Raw genomic sequence first — 21,768 nt, 5'->3', positions numbered from 1 at the left:
GGCGACCGGCGACCGGCGACCGGCGACCGGCGACCGGCCTACGCCTCCGTCTGTGCCCCTGCCTCTTCGTGGGCTCCTTCCTCTTCCTCGGCCCCGTCCCCGGCCGAGGCACGCGCCCAGTGGCACGCCACCTGTGCCTCCCCGCCCCCGCCCAGGATCTCCAGGTCCCGGCCGCGGCACGCGTGCGCGACGCCCGCCCGCTCGGCCTCGCCGCTCGCCAGGATCTGGCAGCGGACGTGGAAGCGGCAGCCGGAGGGGATCCGGGACGGGTCCGGGGGCTCGCCCGCCAGGACGACCGGATCTCCGGGCGCCTCGGGCAGTACGGACAGCAGGGCCTGGGTGTACGGGTGCCGGGGAGCGCTCAGGACCTGCTCCACCTCGCCGGTCTCCACGATCCGGCCGAGGTACATCACCGCGACCCGGTCGGCGATGTTCCAGGCCAGCCCCAGGTCGTGCGTCACCACCAGTGCGGACAGGCCGAGTTCGGCGCGCAGTCGCAGCAGCAGGGCGAGGATCTCGCCGCGCACCGAGGCGTCCAGGGAGGCCACCGGCTCGTCGGCGACCACGAGTTCGGGCTCCAGCACCAGGGCGCCCGCGATGACCACGCGCTGGCGCTGCCCCCCGGACAACTCGTGCGGGTAGCGCAGGAAGAAGCGTTCGGGCGGCCGCAGCCCCGCCCGCGCCAGGGCCCCGGCCACCGCCGCCCGTTCGTCCCCGCGGTACCCGTGGACGCGCAGCCCCTCGGCCACGGCGTCGTACACCGTGTGCCGCGGGTTGAGCGAGCCGCTCGGGTCCTGGAGCACCAGTTGGGCCCGCTTGCGGTACGCCTTCAGCGCGCGGGAGGAGTAGTCGAGCGGGGCACCGTCGAACGTGACGCGGCCCGCGGTCGGCGGCACCAGACCGAGCAGGGAACGGGCCAGCGTCGTCTTGCCGCAGCCCGACTCGCCGACCAGCGCCACGATCTCGCCGCGCCGGATGTCGAGGTCGACCCCGTCCACGGCCCGGGCCGCGGACCCGCCCTGCCGGCCCGGGAACACGACCCGCAGCCCCTCGACGCTCAGCAGCGAGGATGTGGTCATGGCGTGCTGCTCCTCACGTCGTCCTCCGTCGTTTCCGCTTCCGGCGTCCCCGCCCCCGCGTCCACGTGGACGCAGGCCGCCCGCCGGCGCGGGCCCGCATCCCTCAGGAACTGGTCCCGGGCGCCGCACAGGTCGAGGGCGACCGGGCAGCGGGGGTGGAAGGCGCAGCCGGAGGGGACGGCGGACGGGTCCGGGGGATCGCCCGCCAGACCGCGGGGAGCGAAGCGGGACGCCGGGTCGCCGATGCGGGGGAACGCCTCCGACAGGGCCCTGCCGTAGGGATGCCTGGCGTCCTCGTAGACCTGCCGGGCCGGGCCCTCCTCCACCACGCGGCCCGCGTACATGACCGCCAGCCGGTCGCAGGTGTCGGCCAGCACGGCGAGGTCGTGGCTGATCATGAGCAGGCCCAGGTCCTGCTCGCTCACGAGCCGTTCGATCAGGCGCAGGATCTGCGCCTGGATCATCACGTCGAGCGCGGTGGTGGGCTCGTCGGCGATGACCAGCCGCGGGTCGCAGGCCAGCGCCATCGCGATCATCACACGCTGTCGCTGGCCGCCGGACAACTCGTGCGGGTAGGCGCCGGCCCGCGCGGCCGGCAGCCCCACCTGCTCCAGCAGTTCACCGGTCTTCTTCCGCGCGCCGGCCGGCGTCGCCCTGCGGTGCAGCAGGATCGGCTCGGCGATCTGGTCGCCGACGCGGTGCACGGCGTTGAGCGAGTGCATCGCGCCCTGGAAGACGATCGACGCCCCCGCCCAGCGCACCGCCCGCACCCGGCCCCACTTCATGGCCAGCACGTCCTCGCCGTCGAGCAGGATCTCGCCGCCGAGCCGGGTCCCGGCCGGCAGCAGCCGCAGCAGCGCCAGCGCCAGCGTGGACTTGCCGCAGCCGGACTCGCCCGCGATGCCGAGCTTCTCGCCGGACGCGAGCGCGAGGTCCACCCCGCGCACCGCGGCCGCCCCCGACGGATACGTCACTTCCAGGCCGCGCACTTCGAGCAGGTTCAACGGGACACCCCCAGCCTGGGGTTGAGAACGGCCTCGACGGCCCGCCCGCACAGGGTGAACGCCAGCGCGACGACCGCGATGGCGATGCCCGGCGGCACCAGGTACCACCAGTCGCCGGAGCTGACCGCGCCGGCCTCGCGCGCGTCCTGGAGCAGTCCGCCCCAGGAGACGACCGTCGGGTCGCCGAGCCCGAGGAAGGCGAGCGTCGCCTCCGCCAGGATCGCCGAGGAGATGGTCAGGGTGGTCTGGGCGAGCACCAGCGGCATGACGTTGGGCAGCACATGCCGGGACATCACGTGCCAGTGGCCGCCGCCGAGCGCCTTGGCCCGTTCGATGTACGGCCGTGACTCCACCGCCAGCGTCTGCGCCCGTACCAGACGGGCGGTGGTCGGCCAGGTGGTGACGCCGATCGCCAGGATGATCGTGCCGAGCGAGCGGGACATCACGGTGGCCAGCGCGATGGCGAGCACCAGCGTCGGCATCACCAGGAACCAGTCGGTGATCCGCATCATCACGGTGGCGTACCAGCCGCGGAAGTGCCCGGCGGTGATGCCGATGACCGCCCCGATGGCCACCGACAGCACGGCGGCGAGCAGTCCGACCAGGAGCGAGACGCGCGAGCCCCAGATCAGCAAGCCCAGCAGGTTCCTCCCGAACTGGTCGGTGCCCAGCGGGAAGTGGGCGCTCGGACTCTCCAGCGGCCTGCCGGGCGCGTCGGTCACGCTCTGCACGTCCGCCCCGACGGTCAGCGGCGCGGTCAGCGCGATCAGCGCGCACAGCACGAGGGCGGTGAGGCCCACCAGGCCCGTCCGGTGCGTCCGGTACTGCCGCCAGAAGCGGACGACCGAGGCCCGGCGACGCTGCCGGGCGAGGGCGCGGGGGCCGGGGCCGGAACCGGGCGCCTGGTCCGGGCCGGCGGTCGTGGCGGTGTCGGCGGTCATCGGCCCACCCTCGGGTCGAGCAGCGGATACAGGACGTCGGCAAGGGTGTTCATCACGATCACCGCCGCGGCGAAGACGAAGAACAGCCCCTGCACCAGCGGCAGATCGGGCACGCTCAGCGCCTGGTAGAACAGCCCGCCCAGACCCGGCCAGGAGAACACGGTCTCGACGAGGATCACTCCCGCGACCGTCCGACCCAGATTGACGAAGATCAGCGTCACGGTCGGCAGCAGCGCGTTCGGCACGGCGTGCCGCCGTCGTACGAGGTCGTCGCGAAGCCCCTTGGCGCGGGCGGTCGTCAGATAGTCGCTGCCCATCTCGTCCAGCAGGGCCGACCGCGTGACCAGCAACGTCTGCCCGTACTCGACCGCGACCAGCGTCAGCACCGGCAGCACGAGGTGGTGGGCGACGTCGACGGCGTACGCGAAGCCCTCCTTGCCGCCCGACTCCATGCCCCCGGTCGGGAACAGGCCCGGGACGGGGCCCACGCCGACCGAGAGCACGATGATGAGCAGCAGCCCCAGCCAGAACGCGGGAATCGAGTAGAGCGTCAGCGCCAGCCCCGTGTTGAGGCGGTCGCCGAGCCCGCCGTGCCGCCAGGCGGAACGGGTGCCGAGGAGGATCCCGAGGGCGGTGTAGAGCACGAAGGCCGTACCGGTCAGCAGCAGGGTGTTGGGCAGCGCCTCGGTGATCTTGTCGATGACCGGCGTGCGGAACTGGTACGAGGTTCCCAGGTCGCCGGTCAGCGCCTTGCCGCAGTAGTCGGTGAACTGCCGCCACATCGGCAGGTCGAGCCCGAACTCCCGCCGGTAGGCGGCGAGCTGCTGCGAGGAGACGGGCCGGCCGGCGGTCATGAACTTCACCGGGTCGCCCGGGATCAGCCGGAAGAGGAAGAAACTGGTGACGAGGACGGCGAGCAGTGACACGGCCGCACCGGCCAGCTTGCCCGCCGCGTACCGCAGATAGGCGGTACCGGTCCGCGCCCGGGGGCCGCGGCCCGCCGCCGGTCCGGACTTCCCCGGATCGGCGGCGGGCCCTTCGACCAGCGCGGGTGTCGCTTCAGCGGTCATTGTGCGCTCACTGCCTATTCGCGGTCTTCTGCCGTTGCCCGGCGGCGCACCGCGAAGAGCGCCGCGAGGCCGCCGAGGACGACTACGCCGGCGACGATCGCGATGATGACGCCCGTCGACGTGGAACCGCCCGAGGAATCGTCGGAGTTCGCCGGAACGGCCGACCACCAGCTCCAGTAGCCGTCCTGGCCGTAGATGTTGCCCGCCTTGGCCGGCATGGTGGTGATCGACTCGATCTGGTCCGTGCGGTAGGCCTCGACGGCGTTCGGATAGGCCATGACGTTCATGTACCCGAGGTCGTACAGCCGCGACTCCATCTGCTTGACCAGGTCCGCCCGCTTGGCGGGGTCGTACTCGGCCAACTGCTGGGCGTACAGCTCGTCGTACTTCTTGTCGCAGATGAAGTTGTCGGTGGCGCCGGTGTCCTTCGGGGTCGCCGGGAGCGCGGCGCAGGTGTGGATGGAGAGCACGTAGTCGGGGTCCGGGTTGACCGACCAGCCGTCGAAGGCGAGGTCGTACTTGCCCGCGAGCCACGGGTCGGTCACGTTGTCCAGGCAGCTGAGCTCGACCCCGATGCCGAGCTTGCCCCACCACTCCTGGAGGTACTTGCCGACCGCCTTGTCGTTGGGGTCGGTGGCGTGGCAGAGCACTCGGTAGTTCAGCGGCTTGCCGTCCTTGCCGACGCGCTTGCCGTCCGCGTTCTGCTTGTAGCCCGCCTCGTCGAGAAGCTGGGCGGCCTTCGCCGGGTCGTACGCCAGCTCCTGGTCCGCCGACGGCTTCCAGAAGTACGACTCGTACCGCGGCGGGATGTAGCCCTGGCCCTCCGCCGCGTGGCCCTGGAAGACCTTGTCCACGATGGTCTGCCGGTCCACCGCCATGAACAGCGCGTGCCGCACCCGCTCGTCCAGCAGGGACGGGTCGCCGTCACCGAACTTCTTGCCGTTCCTGGCCTGGGCGCCCGGGTTGGTGGCGAGGGCGTAGAAGCGGCGGCCGGGGCCCTCGTTGACGTGGATGTCCTTATCGCCCTTGAGCGAGGCGGCCTGGGCGGGTGTCAGGGCCGGTGAGCCGGCCACGAAGGAGACCTCGCCCTTGCGCAGCGCGGCGACGGCGGCGTCCTGGTCCTTGTAGTACCGGAAGACCAGCTCGTCGAACTTCGGCGCGCCTCGCCAGAAGTTCTTGTTGGCCTCCAGCCGCACATAGCTGTCGGGCTTGTAGTCGGTCAGGACGAACGGCCCGTTCCCGACGATCGGGAAGCTCTTGTCGTTGTTGAACTTGGAGAAGTCGGTGACCTTCTCCCAGACGTGTTTGGGCACGATCGGCACGTCGAGCGCGGTCATCGTGGCCTGCGGTTCCTTCAGCCGGATCACCAGCTGGGTGGGGCTGGGCGCGGTGACCTCGGCGAAGTTGGTGACGAAGTTGCCGTTGGCGGTGGCAGCGCCCTCGTCGGTCATCATCTTGTTGAGCGTCCACGCCGCGTCCTCGGCGGTGGCCTGCTGTCCGTCCGACCACTTGGAGTCGGAGCGGATCGTGTACGTCCAGGTCAGCTTGTCCGGCGACGACTCCCACTTGGTGGCCAGGGCCGGGACGACGTGGGCGTCCTTGGGGTCGTAGTTGGTCAGGTACTCGTACATCAGCCGGTGGACGCTCGTGCTGAGCAGCCGTCCCGCGAGGAAGGGGCTGAGCGAGTCGACGCTCTGCGCGACGGCGACCGTGAGGACCTTCTTGCCCTTCTTGCCCTGCGCGCTCTCCGCGGCGTGGGCCTGCGGCGCGGCCGGAGCGAGGGGGGTCGCGAGCCCGGCCGTGAGGACGAGGGCGGCGATGCCCGCGGCCAGGAGCCGTATGCCCTTCAGGCGGGGGCCGGTACGTCCTCTGCCGTGCTGATCATGTGTCTTCATGGCTCGGTGACCTCGCGTCGTCGCACGCAGAAGACGGTTTGCGTCTTCTGCCGGGCGGGCTTGAACGGGCTTGATCTGGTGACGCCGGCGGAATGAAGTGAGTGTCTATCAGCGGCAGTCTGCGCGCGTCAACGGTATGTCAAACCCCACGTGGCCTGCGGAAATAACGACTTGAACGCGATCTTGCTCCCATTGGTGGAGACCATTGAAGCCTCCCTGGTGAGGGCGTGGCGGCGGAATCCGACCGGTTCTGACTGCGAACACGCGAAGGCCCGCGCCGTGGGGAACGGCGCGGGCCCGGAGGGTGCGATGGAGCTACTGGTGGGGCGGGGGAGGGGGCGGGGTCTGCCCCTGGGGGTGCTGGGGGTGGTGAGGGGCTTGGGGGTAGGGCTGTGCGGGGTGGCCGGGGTACGGCTGACCAGGGCCGGGCCGGCCGGGCTGCTGCTGGGGAGCGAACTGTCCCGGAGCCGGCTGGCCGGGGGCGGGCTGCCCGGGGTACGCCTGGGCCTGGCCGGGATGGCCGGGGGCGGGCTGGCCCGGAACCGGCTGCCCGGGGTACGCCTGGCCGGGCGCCGGCTGCCCTGGGTAGGGCTGGCCCGGATGGGGTTGTCCCGGAACCGGCTGTCCCGGAACCGGCTGTCCCGGCATCGGCGGGGCCGCGACCGGCGGCGGGTTGCCGTCGGAGGTCCACAGCCCGTGCGCCTGCTGGTGCCGGACGAAGTCCTCCGCGACCATCGCCGCCAGGTTGAAGTACGCCTCCCGCACCTTCGGCCGCATCATGTCGAGGTCGACCTCGGCGCCGGCGGACAGATGCTCGTCGAAGGGCACCACGACGACACCGCGGCAACGGGTCTGGAAGTGCGCGACGATGTCGTCCACCTTGATCATCTTGCCGGTCTCGCGCACCCCGGAGATCACCGTGAGGGAACGTGCGACGAGGTCGGCGTACCCGTGCGCCGAGAGCCAGTCCAGCGTCGTACTGGCACTGCTGGCACCGTCCACGGACGGCGTGGAGATGATGATGAGCTGGTCGGCGAGGTCGAGCACACCGCGCATGGCGCTGTAGAGCAGACCCGTACCCGAGTCGGTGAGGATGATCGGGTACTGCTTGCCGAGCACGTCGATCGCGCGGCGGTAGTCCTCGTCGTTGAACGTCGTCGACACGGCCGGGTCGACGTCGTTGGCGATGATCTCCAGGCCGGAGGGCGCCTGGGACGTGAACCGCCGGATGTCCATGTAGGAGTTGATGTACGGGATCGCCTGGACGAGGTCACGGATGGTGGCCCCGGTCTCCCGGCGCACCCGGCGGCCGAGCGTGCCGGCGTCCGGGTTGGCGTCGATGGCGAGGATCTTGTCCTGGCGTTCGGTGGCGAGCGTGGAGCCGAGCGCGGTGGTGGTGGTCGTCTTGCCCACGCCGCCCTTGAGGCTGATCACCGCGATGCGGTAGCAGGACAGCACGGGCGTACGGATCAGGTCCAGCTTCCGCTGCCGCTCGGCCTCCTCCTTCTTCCCGCCGATCCGGAACCGCGGCCCGGGACCGGCAGGCCGTGTGCTGCGGGCCTTCTGCTTCTTGTTGTTGAGCAGCCGGTCGGAGGACAGCTCCACGGCCGCGGTGTAACCGAGAGGCGCCGCACCGGGGTTGGTCGGCTGCCGCTGGTCGTGCTGTATCGGCTGCGGCCAACTGGCCCCGAGACGGGGGTCGACGGGCTGCTGCGGGGGAGCCGGCGGCTGGGGCTGAGCACCGTCGGGCTGCGCGGGCTGCTGCGGGAAGCCGTAGCCGACGGGCTGCGCGGGCGGGTAGGGGACGCCGGGAGGGGCGGCCTGGGCCTGCGGGAACCCGTAGCCGTCCGGCTGCTGCTGTGCGCCCGCCGAGCCCGGAACCGGCGGCTGGACCGCCGCCGAGGGCTGCGCGCCGGGGGTGCCGGGTTGGGGGAAGCCGTATCCGGGCTGGGGGTTGGCCGGGGGCGTAGGAGGTCCGGCCGGGGGCTGGTGGGCGGGCGGTTGCTGCGCACCCGGGGCGCCGGGGGTGCCGGGTTGGGGGAAGCCGTATCCGGCTTGGGGGTTGGCGGGGGGTGTGGTGGGACTGGTCGGCGGTTGCTGACCACCGGGAGCGCCGGGGGTGCCGGGGTGGGGGAAGCCGTATCCGGGCTGGGGGTTGGCCGGGGGCGTAGGAGGTCCGGCCGGGGGCTGGTGGGCGGGCGGTTGCTGACCACCGGGGGCGCCGGGGGTGCCGGGTTGGGGGAAGCCGTATCCGGCTTGAGGGTTGGCGGGGGGTGCGGCGGGAGCGGTCGCCGGCTGCTGGGCGGGTGGTTGCTGCGCACCGGGCTGCGGGAAGCCGTAGCCCTGCTGCGGGGCCGCTGGAGGGGACGCCGGGGGCGGCGGTGTCGGCGCGGCAGGCGGGTTCCAGGCGGCGGGGGCCGGCTGAGGTGCCTGCGGCTGGAAGGGCGGTTGCTGGGCCGGCGGGTGCGGCTGCCCCTGCGGAGCCGCCGAGTGCGGCTCGCTGGGCCACTGGGCCGCCGGCGCGGGCGCCGCGGGCTGGTACGACGGAGGCAGGGGAGGCACCGGACCCTGCGGGACCGGCGGCGGAGCCCAGGCGGCGGGCGCGCCCTGCGAGGCCTCGGCTGCCGCGGCCGGGGCCACTTCCTGCGACGCCATGTCCTGGGATTGGGACGCCGGGGTCTGAGCAACGGCGTCCTGCGGAACCACGTCCTGCGGTGCGGACTCGTCCGGAACCTGGTCCTGAGGAACCTCGTCCTGAGGGGCCGCGTCCTGCGGGGCGGCGTCCTGCGGTTCCGCGGCGGGCGCGGAGTCTTCGGGAGCGGCGTCCCGGGGTTCGGTGGTGACGGGCTGGGAGACCGCGGCAGCGGATTCCTCGGGCACGCCGTCCGTCGCCTCGGCGTCGGACGCCGAGACATCGGAGACACCCGCGGTACCCGCCTCCGCCTCCTCCGGCTCCTCCGTCTCGTCCGTCTCCGCGACCTGGTCCTTCTCGGCCTCCACGTCGCCGGACCCGGAGTCACCGGACACCTCGGCGTCGGAGTCCGCCGGGGCCGCGGCCGGGGCCCCGGCCGTGTCCACGTCGCCCGAGTCGACCTCCTCGGCCGCACCCTCCGCTGCGTCGGAGCCGTCCCGAAGCTCGGCCAGTCCGGTCTCCCCGGGCTCGTCCGCCTCGTCGTCCTCCGCCTTGTCGGCCCCCTGAGCCGTGGTCCCGGCGTCGGCCTCGGCCTCTGCCTCGGACTCCGTGTCCGCCACCGCGGCCGGCTCGTCCTCCCGGTCCTCGACGCCGGGCACCTCACCCTGCTCGTCGGCCGACTCCGGCTGTGCCCCGGCGGCCGCCTCCGCCACCTCCCGCCGCACGGCGACGGCGGAGATCCGCATGGTGGCACCGCTCTCGAGGTCACCGGCCCCGGCACCCGCACTCCGGTCCGCCTGCGGCCGCGCCGCCTGTGCCCCCGGCGACGGGAACCCGCCCACCGGAATGTCCGGCACCGCCGTCGGGGACCCGGCACCCGCCGGATCCGCCTCCGACGAACTCGTCGCCCGCTGCGGCTCGAACCCGCTTCCCGTCGGCAGCTTCGGCACGGCGATCGGGCTCCCCGCGGGCGGCGGAGGAGGAGTGAAGGGGGCACCCGGCGCCGGAGGGGGCGGAGTGAAGGGCGTTCCAGGCGCGGGCGGCGGAGGAGGAGTGAAGGGCGCTCCCGGTGCCGGAGGAGGCGGAGGAGGTGTGAAGGGAGCGCCGGGCGCCGCCGTGGCGTGCGGCGGCGGAGTCAGTCCGGGAACCGGACCGCTAGGAACAGCGGGTCGCGCGGGACCACCCGGCGAGCCCGGCGAGCCCGGCGCACCAGTGGAAGGCCCCCCGGCCGCACCGGCCGCGTTGCCCCCCTGCCCCGCCCCGGATTCCGCCCCGGACCCCGAATCGCTCGACGCGTTCTGCGTGTACCAGGCGGGTGGTGCGTAGTCGATCGTGAACTCGCCCGTCGTCTCGATGGCGGACGCCGCGTCGGGCTGGTCGTCGCCGGGCGTGGCCCAGCCCCCGCGGATCCCGTCCCGATCGCTGCTCACAGTTCCTCCTGGTGTGGTCGAGCACCCTCAATGCCGTGCGGGGGCGACCATTTCTCGTCGTCCTTGGTCGTTCGAGGTCGTCCGATCCACCGACTTCCCCCCGTGACGACGATGTCCGGTCCACGGGTTCTGACATCGCGCCCCCATGTACCAGCCTAATCACCAGGAGACTCACCATGGCAGGCCCGTCCGTCTCGCGACGCCCGCCCACTTGACGACAACCGGCCCGAAATCACCGTACGCAGCAAGGTATTCGCCGGTAAACCGGACAGATCCGTGGCCGAGCCGTACAGAAGGTGAACAACAGAAGGTGAACACTGAACCCGAGGCGCCAAGGCTCACGAACCACTCTGTCCGGCGGCGTCATTGAAGGCCCGGCCGGTCAACCGCGCACATCTGACGGGACGGTTGACAAAAAAAAAGGGGGGTGGCACGCGCACGTGCCGCCCCCCTTCGAATCCGCGCGCCCCTCACTCGGACGCGAGACCCCCGTTGTGCGGAGCCGGCTCCAGGTCGAACTCACCGTCCCGTGCGCCCAGCACGAACGCCCGCCACTCCGCCTCCGTGTAGCGCAGCACCGTGTCCGGGTCGAGCGAGGAGCGCATGGCGACGGCGCCCGCGGGCAGGTAGGCGATCTCGACGCGCTCCTCGTGCTCCTCCGTGCCCGGCGCGCAGTGCCACTGCACGCCGGAGATGTCGAGCGCGTACAGTTCGTCGCGCTCGCGCTCCTTGCGGGCCTTGATCTCCGCTTCCGTCTCCGCCATGTCGCAGCGACCCCTTCCAGACGCGCCCAACGGTGCCGGGCTCACCCTAGTGGCCCGCCGGCCCGCCTCGGCGGGATCGGAGAACCGGGGGAAATCGGGCCGCCGTGGCCTGGTACCCTGTGTGACGGCCGTTTGTGTACGCACCCCCGGAGCCCTCGCAGGAAGTCCTGCGGGTCCTGGAGGCCGCGCCCAGCGGATCCCCGCCTCCCGAGTTACGGAAGGTCCCCCGAGACGAAGACCGGGGGCACTCGGAGGCCACTCACGGAGCACGAGGAGTACGAGTGTCGCTCGACGCCGCCACGAAGAAGCAGATCATCACCGAGTTCGGTACCAAGGAGGGTGACACCGGCTCCCCCGAGGTCCAGGTCGCTCTGCTGTCCCGTCGGATCTCCGACCTGACCGAGCACCTCAAGACCCACAAGCACGACCACCACTCCCGCCGCGGTCTGCTGATCCTGGTCGGTCAGCGCCGTCGCCTGCTGCAGTACCTCGCCAAGAAGGACATCACGCGCTTCCGCGCGCTGGTCGACCGCCTCGGCATCCGCCGTGGTGCGGCGGGCGCCAAGTAAGACGTCGTGAGGGAGCGGTTCCCGGGAGACAGGGGACCGCTCCCTTTGCCGTACGTAAGGGAACGTACGGGAACGTGCGGAGTGTCGGTGCCCCTTTGTAGTGTGGTAGCACGACGCAGTACGCAGTACCCATGACACGGCGTGATACGGCCTGCCCGAAGAGGGCACGGCACGTCATCGCGCCCGACGAACGAGGAGGAGCGCGCCTCGCCGCCGCCGGTCCTCGGTAGTGGCCCCCGGGAGAACGAACCCCGGGTGCTTCGATCGAAGACCGGCCCGCACCAGACGGAGCGCCTCTCCGCCACCGTCCACCCGCCACACGGGCGGGAGGACGACGACGAGGAGAAAACGCTAGTGGAGAACGAGACCCACTACGCCGAAGCCGTGATCGACAACGGCCCCTTCGGCACCCGTACCATCCGCTTCGAGACGGGCCGCCTGGCCAAGCAGGCCGCCGGCTCCGCCGTCGCGTACCTGGACGACGACACCATGGTGCTGTCGGCCACCACCGCATCCAAGCAGCCCAAGGACCAGCTCGACTTCTTCCCGCTCACGGTGGACGTCGAGGAGCGGATGTACGCCGCCGGCAAGATCCCCGGCAGCTTCTTCCGCCGTGAGGGCCGGCCGAGCGAGGACGCGATCCTCACCTGCCGCCTGATCGACCGCCCGCTGCGCCCGTCCTTCAGGAAGGGCCTGCGCAACGAGATCCAGGTCGTCTGCACCGTCATGGCGCTCAACCCCGACCACCTGTACGACGTCGTGGCGATCAACGCCGCGTCCGCGTCCACGCAGCTGGCCGGCCTGCCCTTCTCCGGCCCGATCGGCGGCGTCCGCGTCGCGCTGATCCGCGGTCAGTGGGTCGCCTTCCCGACGCACACCGAGCTCGAGGACGCCGTCTTCGACATGGTGGTCGCCGGTCGCGTCCTGGAGGACGGCGACGTCGCGATCATGATGGTCGAGGCCGAGGCCACCGAGAAGACCATCAAGCTGGTCGAGGGCGGTGCCGAGGCCCCCACCGAGGAGGTCGTCGCCGCCGGTCTGGAAGCCGCGAAGCCCTTCATCAAGGTGCTCTGCCGCGCCCAGTCGGACCTCGCCGCCAAGGCCGCCAAGCCGACCGGCGAGTTCCCGATCTTCCTCGACTACCAGGACGACGTCCTGGAGGCGCTCACCGCCGCCGTCCGTCCCGAGCTCTCCCAGGCGCTCACCATCGCCGGCAAGCAGGAGCGCGAGACGGAGCTGGACCGCGTCAAGGGGCTGGCCGCCGAGAAGCTGCTGCCCGAGTTCGAGGGCCGCGAGAAGGAGATCTCCGCCGCGTACCGCTCGCTGACCAAGACCCTGGTCCGTGAGCGCGTCATCAAGGAGAAGAAGCGCATCGACGGCCGCGGTGTCACCGACATCCGCACGCTGGCCGCCGAGGTCGAGGCCCTCCCGCGGGTGCACGGCTCCGCGCTGTTCGAGCGTGGCGAGACCCAGATCCTGGGCGTCACCACCCTGAACATGCTCCGCATGGAGCAGCAGCTGGACACCCTCTCCCCGGTGACCCGCAAGCGCTACATGCACAACTACAACTTCCCGCCGTACTCCACCGGTGAGACCGGCCGCGTCGGCTCCCCCAAGCGCCGCGAGATCGGCCACGGCGCCCTCGCCGAGCGCGCGCTCGTGCCGGTGCTGCCCGCACGCGAGGAGTTCCCCTACGCGATCCGTCAGGTCTCCGAGGCCCTCGGGTCCAACGGTTCGACCTCGATGGGCTCGGTCTGCGCCTCCACCATGTCGCTGCTGAACGCCGGTGTGCCGCTGAAGGCCCCGGTCGCCGGTATCGCCATGGGTCTGATCTCCCAGGAGATCGACGGCGAGACGCACTACGTGACGCTGACCGACATCCTCGGTGCCGAGGACGCCTTCGGCGACATGGACTTCAAGGTCGCCGGTACGAAGGAGTTCGTCACCGCCCTCCAGCTCGACACCAAGCTGGACGGCATCCCGGCCTCCGTGCTGGCCGCGGCCCTGAAGCAGGCCCGTGACGCCCGCCTCCACATCCTCGACGTGATGATGGAAGCGATCGACAGGCCGGACGAGATGTCCCCGAACGCGCCGCGGATCATCACCGTGAAGATCCCGGTCGACAAGATCGGCGAGGTCATCGGCCCCAAGGGCAAGATGATCAACCAGATCCAGGAGGACACGGGCGCCGAGATCACCATCGAGGACGACGGCACGATCTACATCGGTGCGGCCGACGGCCCCTCGGCCGAGGCCGCCCGTGCCACGATCAACGGCATCGCCAACCCGACGATGCCCGAGGTCGGCGAGCGCTACCTGGGCACGGTCGTGAAGACGACCACCTTCGGCGCGTTCGTCTCCCTGCTCCCCGGCAAGGACGGTCTGCTGCACATCTCGCAGATCCGCAAGCTGGCCGGCGGCAAGCGCGTGGAGAACGTCGAGGACGTGCTCGGCGTGGGCCACAAGGTCCAGGTCGAGATCGCCGAGATCGACTCCCGCGGCAAGCTCTCCCTGGTCCCCGTGATCGAGGGCGAGGAAGACGGCAACGACAAGAAGGACGACGCCGACAAGTGACGTCCCGTGGCTTCAAGGCGGCGGCCCGCACCTCCTCGGAGGCGCGGGCCGTCGCCCGTACCCAAACCCTCATCAAGGGCCAGAACGGCATCGGCACCGTCCGCAGGACCACCCTCCCGGGCGGCCTGCGCATCGTCACCGAGACCCTGCCCTCCGTGCGCTCGGCCACCTTCGGCATCTGGGCGCACGTCGGCTCCCGCGACGAGACCCCCGCGCTGGGCGGTGCCACGCACTACCTGGAGCACCTGCTCTTCAAGGGCACGTCCCGCCGGTCCGCCCTGGACATCTCCTCCGCGATCGACGCCGTCGGCGGCGAGATGAACGCGTTCACGGCCAAGGAGTACACGTGCTACTACGCACGCGTGCTCGACACCGACCTGCCCCTCGCCATCGACGTCGTCTGCGACATGCTCACCGGCTCGCTGATCCTCGAGGAGGATGTCGACGTCGAGCGCGGCGCGATCCTCGAAGAGATCGCCATGACCGAGGACGACCCCGGCGACTGCGTGCACGACCTGTTCGCGCACACCATGTTCGGCGACAACCCCCTCGGCCGCCCCGTCCTCGGCACGGTCGACACGGTCAACGCCCTCACCGCCGACCGCATCCGCCGCTTCTACAAGAAGCACTACGACCCCACCCACCTGGTGGTCGCGTGCGCCGGCAACATCGACCACGCCAAGGTCGTACGCCAGGTCCGCGCCGCCTTCGAGAAGGCCGGCGCCCTCAAGAACGCCCAGGCCGCCCCCATCGCCCCGCGCGACGGCCGACGCACCCTGCGCGCCGCCGGCCGGGTCGAGCTCCAGAACCGCAGGACGGAGCAGGCGCACGTCGTCCTCGGCATGCCCGGCCTCGCCCGCACCGACGACCGGCGCTGGGCCCTGGGCGTGCTGAACACCGCCCTCGGCGGCGGCATGTCCTCCCGCCTCTTCCAGGAGGTCCGGGAGAAGCGCGGCCTGGCCTACAGCGTGTACTCCTACACCTCCGGCTTCGCCGACTGCGGACTGTTCGGCGTCTACGCCGGCTGCCGCCCGAGCCAGGTGCACGACGTGCTGAAGATCTGCCGGGACGAACTCGACCACGTCGCCGAGAACAGCCTGACCGACGAAGAGATCGGCCGCGCCATCGGCCAGCTCCAGGGCTCCACGGTCCTCGGCCTGGAGGACACGGGTGCGCTGATGAACCGTATCGGCAAGAGTGAACTGTGCTGGGGCGAGCAGATCTCCGTCGACGACATGCTGGCCAGGATGGCGGCGGTCACCCCGGACGAGGTCCGCTCGGTCGCCCGGGAGATCCTGGGACAGCGCCCGTCGCTGTCGGTCATCGGCCCGCTCAAGGACAAGCAGGCCGCGCGTCTGCACGACGCGGTCGCCTAACCCCCTGTCCGTCCGTCGGTGGTAAGGAAGCAAGAGATGAGCAAGCTGCGCGTGGCGGTCCTCGGTGCCAAGGGCCGGATCGGGTCCGAGGCGGTACGGGCGGTCGAGGCCGCCGAGGACATGGAACTGGTCGCCGCCCTCGGCCGGGGCGACAAGCTGGAGACCCTCGCCGAGACGGGCGCCCAGGTGGCGGTCGAACTGACCACCCCCGGGTCGGTCATGGGCAACCTCGACTTCTGCGTACGGCACGGCATCCACGCCGTCGTCGGCACCACCGGCTGGACCGACGAGCGCCTCGCGCAGCTGCGGGGCTGGCTGGCCCAGTCCCCGCAGACGGGTGTGCTCATCGCCCCGAACTTCTCCATCGGCGCCGTGCTCACCATGAAGTTCGCGCAGATCGCCGCGCCCTGGTTCGAGTCGGTCGAGGTCATCGAACTGCACCACCCGAACAAGGTCGACGCCCCCTCCGGCACCGCCACCCGCACCGCGCAGCTCATCGCCGAGGCCCGGGCCGAGGCGGGCTCGGCCCCGGCACCGGACGCCACCGTCACCGCCCTGGACGGGGCGCGCGGCGCCAGCGTCGACGGTGTGCCGGTCCACGCCGTGCGCCTGCGCGGACTGCTCGCCCACCAGGAGGTCCTGCTGGGCGCCGAGGGGGAGACGCTCACCATCCGCCACGACTCGCTCCACCACAGCAGCTTCATGCCGGGCATCCTGCTCGGCGCGCGCCGCGTGGTGACCACTCCGGGCCTGACCGTCGGCCTGGAGCACTTCCTCGACCTGAACTGAGCCCCGAAGCCCCTCATGCGCGCGAAGATCACCTACCTCGTCACGGCCGCCGTCCTGGTCTTCTACTTCGTCCTGGTCGGCAGCCGCGGCGTCATGCTCATCCAGTACGGCACACCCGTCACCGTCGCCTTCGGGATCGCCGTGCTGATCCTGCCGGTGATCGGCCTGTGGTTCCTGTGGAAGAACACCCAGTTCGTCCGCCGGGCCAACCAGCTCGCCGCCGAGCTCGACGCCGAGGGGGGCCTGCCCGTCGACGAGCTGAGCCGCACGCCCAGCGGGCGCGTCGACCGCGACTCGGCCGACCGGGTCTTCGCCCGGCGCAAGGCCGAGACGGAGGCGGCTCCCGACGACTGGCGCACCTGGTTCCGTCTCGCCGTCGCCTACCACGACGCCCGCGACACCCCCCGCGCCCGCAAGGCGATGCAGCGGGCGATCGCCCTGCACGACGGCAAACCGGTGCAGGCCGCCTGACACCCGGAACACCGCCGTGAACGCGGAGGGGCCCGGTCCGCGCGCGGACCGGGCCCCTTTGGCATGCCGTCGGCCGGGGTCAGCGCTTCCCGTTCTCCGCCGCCCACGCCTCCACCGCGTCCGCCGCCCGGTCGAACGCCTCGACACGACCCAGGAAGTCGGCGTTGTGCGTGGTCATCAGCGACGGCGACTCCTGCTGCCCACGGCCCCTGCGGCCGAGCACCAGAGCCTGCCCCTGCACCGTGCGCGGCAGCCCCAGCCAGCGCACCGGCTGCTGCACCGTCCGTACGCCGGTGACCTGCGCCCACGGCGTCGTACGGGTGACGAGGAGGCTCACGTGCCGCAGCCCGCGTGCGCTGACCCAGACGCCCATGCGCAGCAGCCGCAGCGCGCCGGCGATCACGACCAGGGCGACGACGAAGCAGAAACCGGCGGAGGACAGCGTGGCGGTGACCGCCGTGACGACCCCCGCGAGCAGCACGAAGGAGGCGAGCAGCAGCAGGAGGGCGGCCGCCCCCACACGCCACGGCCCGGGCCGGTAGGGGCGTCGCCAGCGCTCGCGGTCGTCGAACGGCAGCGCTACGTCGTCCGCCGCGTCGAAGGCGCGGTCGGCCGTCAGGAAGGACAGGGGCACGGCTGGTCCTCACTCAATCCATGCATGGGCTGTGCCCGGTGAGGCTATCCGCCTGGGTCCGTGCCCACCACCCGTGGGGGCCGTGGAGGCGATCTCCGCACCGCCGGCGCGGCGGTGCGGGGCCCGGACCCGCTCAGTGTCCGGGGGAGACCTGGGACTGCTGCGTCTCGGCGGGGGAGTGGCTGATGGTCAGCGCGGGCGTCCCCAGGATCACGGAGCCCACGAGCGCGGCGACGATGGTCAGCCCCAGCAGGCAGCGCCCGGCTATTCGGCCGGTGGACGCGCGCTCGCGGGGCGGGGGAGCGACGTTGCTGCGGAACCGGTCGGCTTCGGCGACGAAGGCGAACGGTACGGGTTCGCGCCGACGGAGCATCGGGGGTACGACTCCTTCCGGGGGTCGAACTGGGGTGTCTCACCCATACAGACGACCGAGTGTCCCAAAAGGTGCCCGGTTTCGCCGAATTCGCAGATCTTCACCGAAGATGTCGTGCCCCGGCACCGAACGCCCCGATGTCAGAGCCGGGCCGTAGAGTGGTCGCCGCCCGTCAGCCGTCAAGGAAGGGACCCTCCGAGCCGTGACCGCCACCCCCGCCGACGACCCGAAGCCCAGCTTCCGCAGTGACATCACCGTCGAACTGGTCAAGCACACCGCGTCCGACGCCGACGTGCTGTTCGCGGCCCGCGTCTCGACCATCGGAGAGCAGTCCCTGGCCGAGCTGGACAAGGACCCCGAGCGCTCCAAGGGACTGATCAACTACCTGATGCGCGACCGGCACGGCAGCCCCTTCGAGCACAACTCGATGACCTTCTTCATCAGCGCCCCCATCTTCGTCTTCCGTGAGTTCATGCGGCACCGCGTGGGCTGGTCGTACAACGAGGAGAGCGGGCGCTACCGCGAGCTGGAGCCGGTCTTCTACGTCCCCGACGAGTCCCGCAAGCTCGTGCAGGAGGGACGCCCGGGCAAGTACCGGTTCGTCGAGGGCACCCAGGCCCAGCAGGAGCTCGTCGGCCGGGTCATGGCGGACTCCTACCGGGAGGCTTACGAGGCCTACCAGGAGATGCTCGCGGCCGGTGTCGCCCGTGAGGTGGCCCGCTCGGTCCTGCCGGTCGGCCTGTTCTCGTCGATGTACGCCACCTGCAACGCCCGCTCGCTGATGCACTTCCTCGGTCTGCGCACCCAGCACGAGCTGGCCAAGGTGCCGTCCTTCCCGCAGCGGGAGATCGAGATGGTGGGCGAGAAGATGGAGGCCGAGTGGGCCAGGCTCATGCCGCTGACCTACGCCGCCTTCAACGCCAACGGCCGGGTCGCGCCGTAGCCGGCGCCCGCCCGCCCGCTCCGGTACAGATGTACGGTTCAGCCGCGCGAAGTGTCCGGATTGCGGCCCTTGGAGAAGTTCATCTAGCCTGATCAAACGGACCCGGCACTGCTTGAACCCCCGAGCAGGCAGTGCCGGGCTCCATTTTTGCCACCACCCGCCGGCCCGCCCCCCGAGGGCAGCCCCCACATTGAGCAGCGAGTAGCGTGTTACCCATGGCTCCGACCTCGACTCCGCAGACCCCCTTCGGGCGGGTCCTCACCGCCATGGTCACGCCCTTCACGGCGGACGGCGCACTCGACCTCGACGGCGCGCAGCGGCTCGCCGCCCACCTGGTGGACGCAGGCAACGACGGCCTGATCGTCAACGGCACCACCGGCGAGTCCCCCACCACCAGCGATGCGGAGAAAACGGACCTGGTACGCGCGGTCCTGGACGCGGTCGGCGACCGCGCCCACATCGTGGCCGGCGTCGGCACCAACGACACCCGCCACAGCATCGAACTGGCCCGCGCCGCCGAGCAGGCCGGCGCGCACGGCCTGCTGACCGTCACGCCGTACTACAACAAGCCCCCGCAGGAGGGCCTGTACCGCCACTTCAAGGCCATCGCCGACGCCACCGGCCTGCCGGTCATGCTCTACGACATCCCCGGCCGCAGCGGCGTCCCGATCAACACCGAGACGATCGTCCGCCTCGCCGAGCACCCGCGGATCGTCGCCAACAAGGACGCCAAGGGCGACCTCGGCCGGGCGAGCTGGGCCATCGCGCGCTCCGGTCTCGCCTGGTACTCCGGCGACGACATGCTGAACCTGCCCCTGCTCTCGGTGGGCGCGGTCGGCTTCGTCTCGGTCGTCGGCCACGTCGTCACCCCGGACCTGCGCGCCCTGGTCGAGGCGTTCACCGCCGGCGACGTCCAGAAGGCCACCGAGATCCACCAGAAGCTGCTCCCGGTGTACACCGGCATGTTCCGCACCCAGGGCGTCATGACCACCAAGGCCGCGCTCGCCCTCCAGGGCCTGCCCGGCGGCCCGCTGCGGCCCCCGATGGTCGAGCTCACGCCCGAGGAGACCGAGCAGCTCAAGATCGATCTTGCCGCCGGCGGGGTACAGCTCTGACAACGAGACTTCGCACCACCCCGTAACACCCGAGGCCTGACAACTGAATAGGCGGGCCACACCGGTGCCCGCAACCCACCATGACAACTGCTTCTGCACGAACGTCACGCGCGCCACGTGCCCACCGGTACGTGGCGCGTGTGGTGAGGAGAGTCTTTTGAGTCATCCGCATCCTGAACTGGGCTCGCCCCCGCGCCTCCCCGACGGAGGTCTGAGGGTCACACCCCTCGGGGGCCTCGGCGAGATCGGCCGGAACATGACCGTCTTCGAATACGGCGGCCGCCTGCTGATCGTCGACTGCGGAGTGCTCTTCCCCGAGGAGGAGCAGCCCGGAATCGACTTGATCCTGCCGGACTTCTCGTCCATCCGTGACCGTCTCGACGACATCGAGGGCATCGTCCTCACCCACGGTCACGAGGACCACATCGGCGGTGTCCCGTTCCTCCTGCGCGAGAAGCCGGACATCCCCCTCATCGGCTCCAAGCTGACCCTCGCCCTCATCGAGGCCAAGCTCCAGGAGCACCGCATCCGTCCGTACACCCTCGAAGTGGCGGAAGGACAGCGCGAGCGCGTCGGTCCCTTCGACTGCGAGTTCATCGCGGTCAACCACTCCATCCCGGACGCCCTCGCGGTCGCCATCCGCACCCCCGCGGGCATGGTCGTGCACACCGGCGACTTCAAGATGGACCAGCTGCCGCTGGACAACCGCCTGACCGACCTCCACGCGTTCGCCCGGCTGAGCGAGGAAGGCATCGACCTCCTCCTCACCGACTCCACCAACGCCGAGGTTCCCGGCTTCACCCCGCACGAGCGGGACATCTCCAACGTGCTGCGCCAGGTCTTCGCCGGCGCCCGCAAGCGGATCATCGTGGCGAGCTTCGCCAGCCACGTCCACCGCATCCAGCAGATCCTGGACGCCGCGCACGAGTACGGCCGCCGGGTCGCCTTCGTCGGCCGGTCCATGGTCCGCAACATGGGCATCGCCCGGGACCTGGGCTACCTGAAGGTCCCGCCGGGTCTGGTGGTCGACGTCAAGACCCTGGACGACCTGCCCGACCACGAGGTCGTGCTCGTCTGCACCGGCTCCCAGGGCGAGCCCATGGCGGCCCTGTCCCGCATGGCCAACCGCGACCACCAGATCCGCATCGTCCAGGGCGACACGGTGATCCTGGCGTCGTCGCTGATCCCGGGCAACGAGAACGCGGTGTACCGGGTCATCAACGGCCTGACCCGCTGGGGCGCCAACGTCGTGCACAAGGGCAACGCCAAGGTCCACGTCTCGGGCCACGCCTCGGCCGGTGAGCTGCTGTACTTCTACAACATCTGCCGCCCGCGGAACCTGATGCCGGTCCACGGCGAATGGCGCCACCTGCGGGCCAACGCCGAGCTGGGCGCTCTCACAGGAGTGCCGCACGACCGGATCGTCATCGCCGAGGACGGCGTGACCGTCGACCTGATCGAGGGCAAGGCCAAGATCTCCGGCAAGGTCCAGGCCGGCTACGTGTACGTCGACGGCCTCTCGGTCGGCGACGTGGGCGAGCCCGCGCTGAAGGACCGCAAGATCCTGGGCGACGAGGGCATCATCTCGGTCTTCGTGGTGGTCGACTCCACCACCGGCAAGATCACCGGTGGCCCGCACGTCCAGGCCCGCGGCTCGGGCATCGACGACTCCGCCTTCGCCGCGGTCATCCCGAAGATCGCGGAGGTCCTGGAGAAGTCCGCCCAGGAGGGCATCGCCGACGCCCACCAGCTCCAGCAGCTCATCCGCCGCACCCTCGGCAAGTGGGTCTCGGACTCCTATCGGCGCAGGCCGATGATCCTCCCGGTCGTCGTGGAGGTCTGACCCCCGCACGTCCCCCGGGACGCGCGAACTGGTGGCGGGGCACCTCGATTTGCATCGGGGCGCCCCGCTCCAGTACGTTTACGGCTCCGCCAGGACGGGAACCCGAAGGCTTCATGCACTTCGGAAGACACTCCCGGAGCGGCGGGAAATCCGACTCAGAATCTCTGATAAAGTCGGAGCCGCCGGAAAGGGAAACGCGAGAGCGAAGAACTGGAAAGCGCCGAGGAAATCGGATCGGAAAAAGATCTGATAGAGTCGGAAACACC

The 21,768-nt window shown here is 71.1% G+C and carries 17 protein-coding genes and 1 pseudogene; 8 read left to right on the top strand and 10 right to left on the bottom strand.

Annotation, left to right across the window (positions count from 1 at the left end; genetic code table 11):
- Positions 1 to 38: 38 nt before the first annotated feature.
- The 8 genes and pseudogenes from ACWC91_RS39340 to ACWC91_RS39305 all read right to left on the bottom strand — a co-directional run bounded on the left by ACWC91_RS39340 (position 39) and on the right by ACWC91_RS39305 (position 10,815).
- Positions 39 to 1,079, bottom strand: a complete 1,041-nt coding sequence (locus ACWC91_RS39340) for an oligopeptide/dipeptide ABC transporter ATP-binding protein (protein ID WP_281157130.1) — start codon at positions 1,077 to 1,079, stop codon at positions 39 to 41.
- Positions 1,076 to 2,083 (bottom strand): ABC transporter ATP-binding protein, encoded by a 1,008-nt coding sequence (locus tag ACWC91_RS39335; RefSeq protein ID WP_225080549.1) that lies wholly within the window; start codon positions 2,081 to 2,083, stop codon positions 1,076 to 1,078. The genes ACWC91_RS39340 and ACWC91_RS39335 overlap by 4 nt, the downstream gene beginning before the upstream one ends.
- Positions 2,080 to 3,024: an ABC transporter permease gene (locus ACWC91_RS39330; RefSeq protein ID WP_225080550.1), complete on the bottom strand. Its 945-nt coding sequence runs from the start codon at positions 3,022 to 3,024 to the stop codon at positions 2,080 to 2,082. Before ACWC91_RS39330 ends, ACWC91_RS39335 begins: the two co-directional genes overlap by 4 nt.
- Positions 3,021 to 4,094: an ABC transporter permease gene (locus tag ACWC91_RS39325; RefSeq protein ID WP_225080551.1), complete on the bottom strand. Its 1,074-nt coding sequence runs from the start codon at positions 4,092 to 4,094 to the stop codon at positions 3,021 to 3,023. Before ACWC91_RS39325 ends, ACWC91_RS39330 begins: the two co-directional genes overlap by 4 nt.
- 14 nt (positions 4,095 to 4,108) lie before the next feature.
- Positions 4,109 to 5,989, bottom strand: a complete 1,881-nt coding sequence (locus tag ACWC91_RS39320) for an ABC transporter substrate-binding protein (protein WP_225080552.1) — start codon at positions 5,987 to 5,989, stop codon at positions 4,109 to 4,111.
- 315 nt (positions 5,990 to 6,304) lie between these two features.
- Positions 6,305 to 9,367: an AAA family ATPase gene (locus ACWC91_RS39315; protein WP_450643096.1), complete on the bottom strand. Its 3,063-nt coding sequence runs from the start codon at positions 9,365 to 9,367 to the stop codon at positions 6,305 to 6,307.
- A gap of 552 nt (positions 9,368 to 9,919) precedes the next feature.
- Positions 9,920 to 10,051, bottom strand: a pseudogene (locus ACWC91_RS39310) (SCO5717 family growth-regulating ATPase); the annotation flags it as partial.
- Positions 10,052 to 10,521: 470 nt separating this feature from the next.
- On the bottom strand, positions 10,522 to 10,815 hold the full coding sequence (locus ACWC91_RS39305) for a DUF397 domain-containing protein (RefSeq protein ID WP_141357761.1): 294 nt from the start codon (positions 10,813 to 10,815) through the stop codon (positions 10,522 to 10,524).
- A 281-nt stretch (positions 10,816 to 11,096) separates the two neighbouring features.
- On the opposite strand from ACWC91_RS39305, the gene rpsO reads away from it, so the two are divergent.
- The 5 genes from rpsO to ACWC91_RS39280 all read left to right on the top strand — a co-directional run bounded on the left by rpsO (position 11,097) and on the right by ACWC91_RS39280 (position 16,594).
- Positions 11,097 to 11,384 carry a 30S ribosomal protein S15 gene (rpsO, locus tag ACWC91_RS39300; RefSeq protein WP_225080554.1) on the top strand — a complete coding sequence of 96 codons (288 nt, stop codon included), beginning with the start codon at positions 11,097 to 11,099 and terminating at the stop codon, positions 11,382 to 11,384.
- A gap of 354 nt (positions 11,385 to 11,738) precedes the next feature.
- Entirely contained in the window at positions 11,739 to 13,958 is a 2,220-nt protein-coding gene (locus tag ACWC91_RS39295; RefSeq protein ID WP_225080562.1) for a polyribonucleotide nucleotidyltransferase, read from the top strand.
- Entirely contained in the window at positions 13,955 to 15,334 is a 1,380-nt protein-coding gene (locus tag ACWC91_RS39290) for a M16 family metallopeptidase (RefSeq protein WP_450643087.1), read from the top strand. Before ACWC91_RS39295 ends, ACWC91_RS39290 begins: the two co-directional genes overlap by 4 nt.
- 36 nt (positions 15,335 to 15,370) lie before the next feature.
- Positions 15,371 to 16,123: a 4-hydroxy-tetrahydrodipicolinate reductase gene (dapB, locus tag ACWC91_RS39285; protein WP_225080556.1), complete on the top strand. Its 753-nt coding sequence runs from the start codon at positions 15,371 to 15,373 to the stop codon at positions 16,121 to 16,123.
- Between the two features lie 15 nt (positions 16,124 to 16,138).
- Entirely contained in the window at positions 16,139 to 16,594 is a 456-nt protein-coding gene (locus ACWC91_RS39280) for a tetratricopeptide repeat protein (RefSeq protein WP_225080557.1), read from the top strand.
- Positions 16,595 to 16,673: 79 nt separating this feature from the next.
- On the opposite strand, the gene ACWC91_RS39275 is transcribed toward ACWC91_RS39280, so the two are convergent.
- Both ACWC91_RS39275 and ACWC91_RS39270 read right to left on the bottom strand, forming a co-directional pair.
- Positions 16,674 to 17,228 (bottom strand): hypothetical protein, encoded by a 555-nt coding sequence (locus ACWC91_RS39275; protein WP_376505806.1) that lies wholly within the window; start codon positions 17,226 to 17,228, stop codon positions 16,674 to 16,676.
- Between the two features lie 133 nt (positions 17,229 to 17,361).
- A complete protein-coding gene (locus ACWC91_RS39270) occupies positions 17,362 to 17,601 on the bottom strand; it encodes a hypothetical protein (protein WP_100571778.1) in 240 nt (79 codons plus the stop codon).
- A 202-nt stretch (positions 17,602 to 17,803) separates the two neighbouring features.
- Here ACWC91_RS39270 and thyX point away from each other — a divergent pair, with 202 nt between their 5' ends.
- The 3 genes from thyX to ACWC91_RS39255 all read left to right on the top strand — a co-directional run bounded on the left by thyX (position 17,804) and on the right by ACWC91_RS39255 (position 21,502).
- Positions 17,804 to 18,544 carry an FAD-dependent thymidylate synthase gene (gene thyX / locus ACWC91_RS39265; RefSeq protein ID WP_225080559.1) on the top strand — a complete coding sequence of 247 codons (741 nt, stop codon included), beginning with the start codon at positions 17,804 to 17,806 and terminating at the stop codon, positions 18,542 to 18,544.
- Between the two features lie 215 nt (positions 18,545 to 18,759).
- On the top strand, positions 18,760 to 19,659 hold the full coding sequence (gene dapA / locus ACWC91_RS39260; protein WP_225080560.1) for a 4-hydroxy-tetrahydrodipicolinate synthase: 900 nt from the start codon (positions 18,760 to 18,762) through the stop codon (positions 19,657 to 19,659).
- Between the two features lie 157 nt (positions 19,660 to 19,816).
- Positions 19,817 to 21,502, top strand: a complete 1,686-nt coding sequence (locus ACWC91_RS39255) for a ribonuclease J (RefSeq protein ID WP_141357743.1) — start codon at positions 19,817 to 19,819, stop codon at positions 21,500 to 21,502.
- Positions 21,503 to 21,768 lie beyond the last annotated feature (266 nt).

This window comes from Streptomyces sp. NPDC001204, assembly GCF_053598035.1.
Note: the sequence above shows the minus strand (reverse complement) of the source record. Positions and strands in the feature narration are given on the sequence as shown.

Coding starts and splice junctions, on each gene's coding strand:
- ACWC91_RS39340 (WP_281157130.1), bottom strand. CDS start 1,079: ATGACCACATCCTCGCTGCTGAGCGTCGAGGGGCTGCGGGTCGTGTTC.
- ACWC91_RS39330 (WP_225080550.1), bottom strand. CDS start 3,024: ATGACCGCCGACACCGCCACGACCGCCGGCCCGGACCAGGCGCCCGGT.
- ACWC91_RS39325 (WP_225080551.1), bottom strand. CDS start 4,094: ATGACCGCTGAAGCGACACCCGCGCTGGTCGAAGGGCCCGCCGCCGAT.
- ACWC91_RS39320 (WP_225080552.1), bottom strand. CDS start 5,989: ATGAAGACACATGATCAGCACGGCAGAGGACGTACCGGCCCCCGCCTG.
- ACWC91_RS39315 (WP_450643096.1), bottom strand. CDS start 9,367: ATGCGGATCTCCGCCGTCGCCGTGCGGCGGGAGGTGGCGGAGGCGGCC.
- ACWC91_RS39305 (WP_141357761.1), bottom strand. CDS start 10,815: ATGGCGGAGACGGAAGCGGAGATCAAGGCCCGCAAGGAGCGCGAGCGC.
- dapB (WP_225080556.1), top strand. CDS start 15,371: ATGAGCAAGCTGCGCGTGGCGGTCCTCGGTGCCAAGGGCCGGATCGGG.
- ACWC91_RS39280 (WP_225080557.1), top strand. CDS start 16,139: ATGCGCGCGAAGATCACCTACCTCGTCACGGCCGCCGTCCTGGTCTTC.
- ACWC91_RS39270 (WP_100571778.1), bottom strand. CDS start 17,601: ATGCTCCGTCGGCGCGAACCCGTACCGTTCGCCTTCGTCGCCGAAGCC.
- dapA (WP_225080560.1), top strand. CDS start 18,760: ATGGCTCCGACCTCGACTCCGCAGACCCCCTTCGGGCGGGTCCTCACC.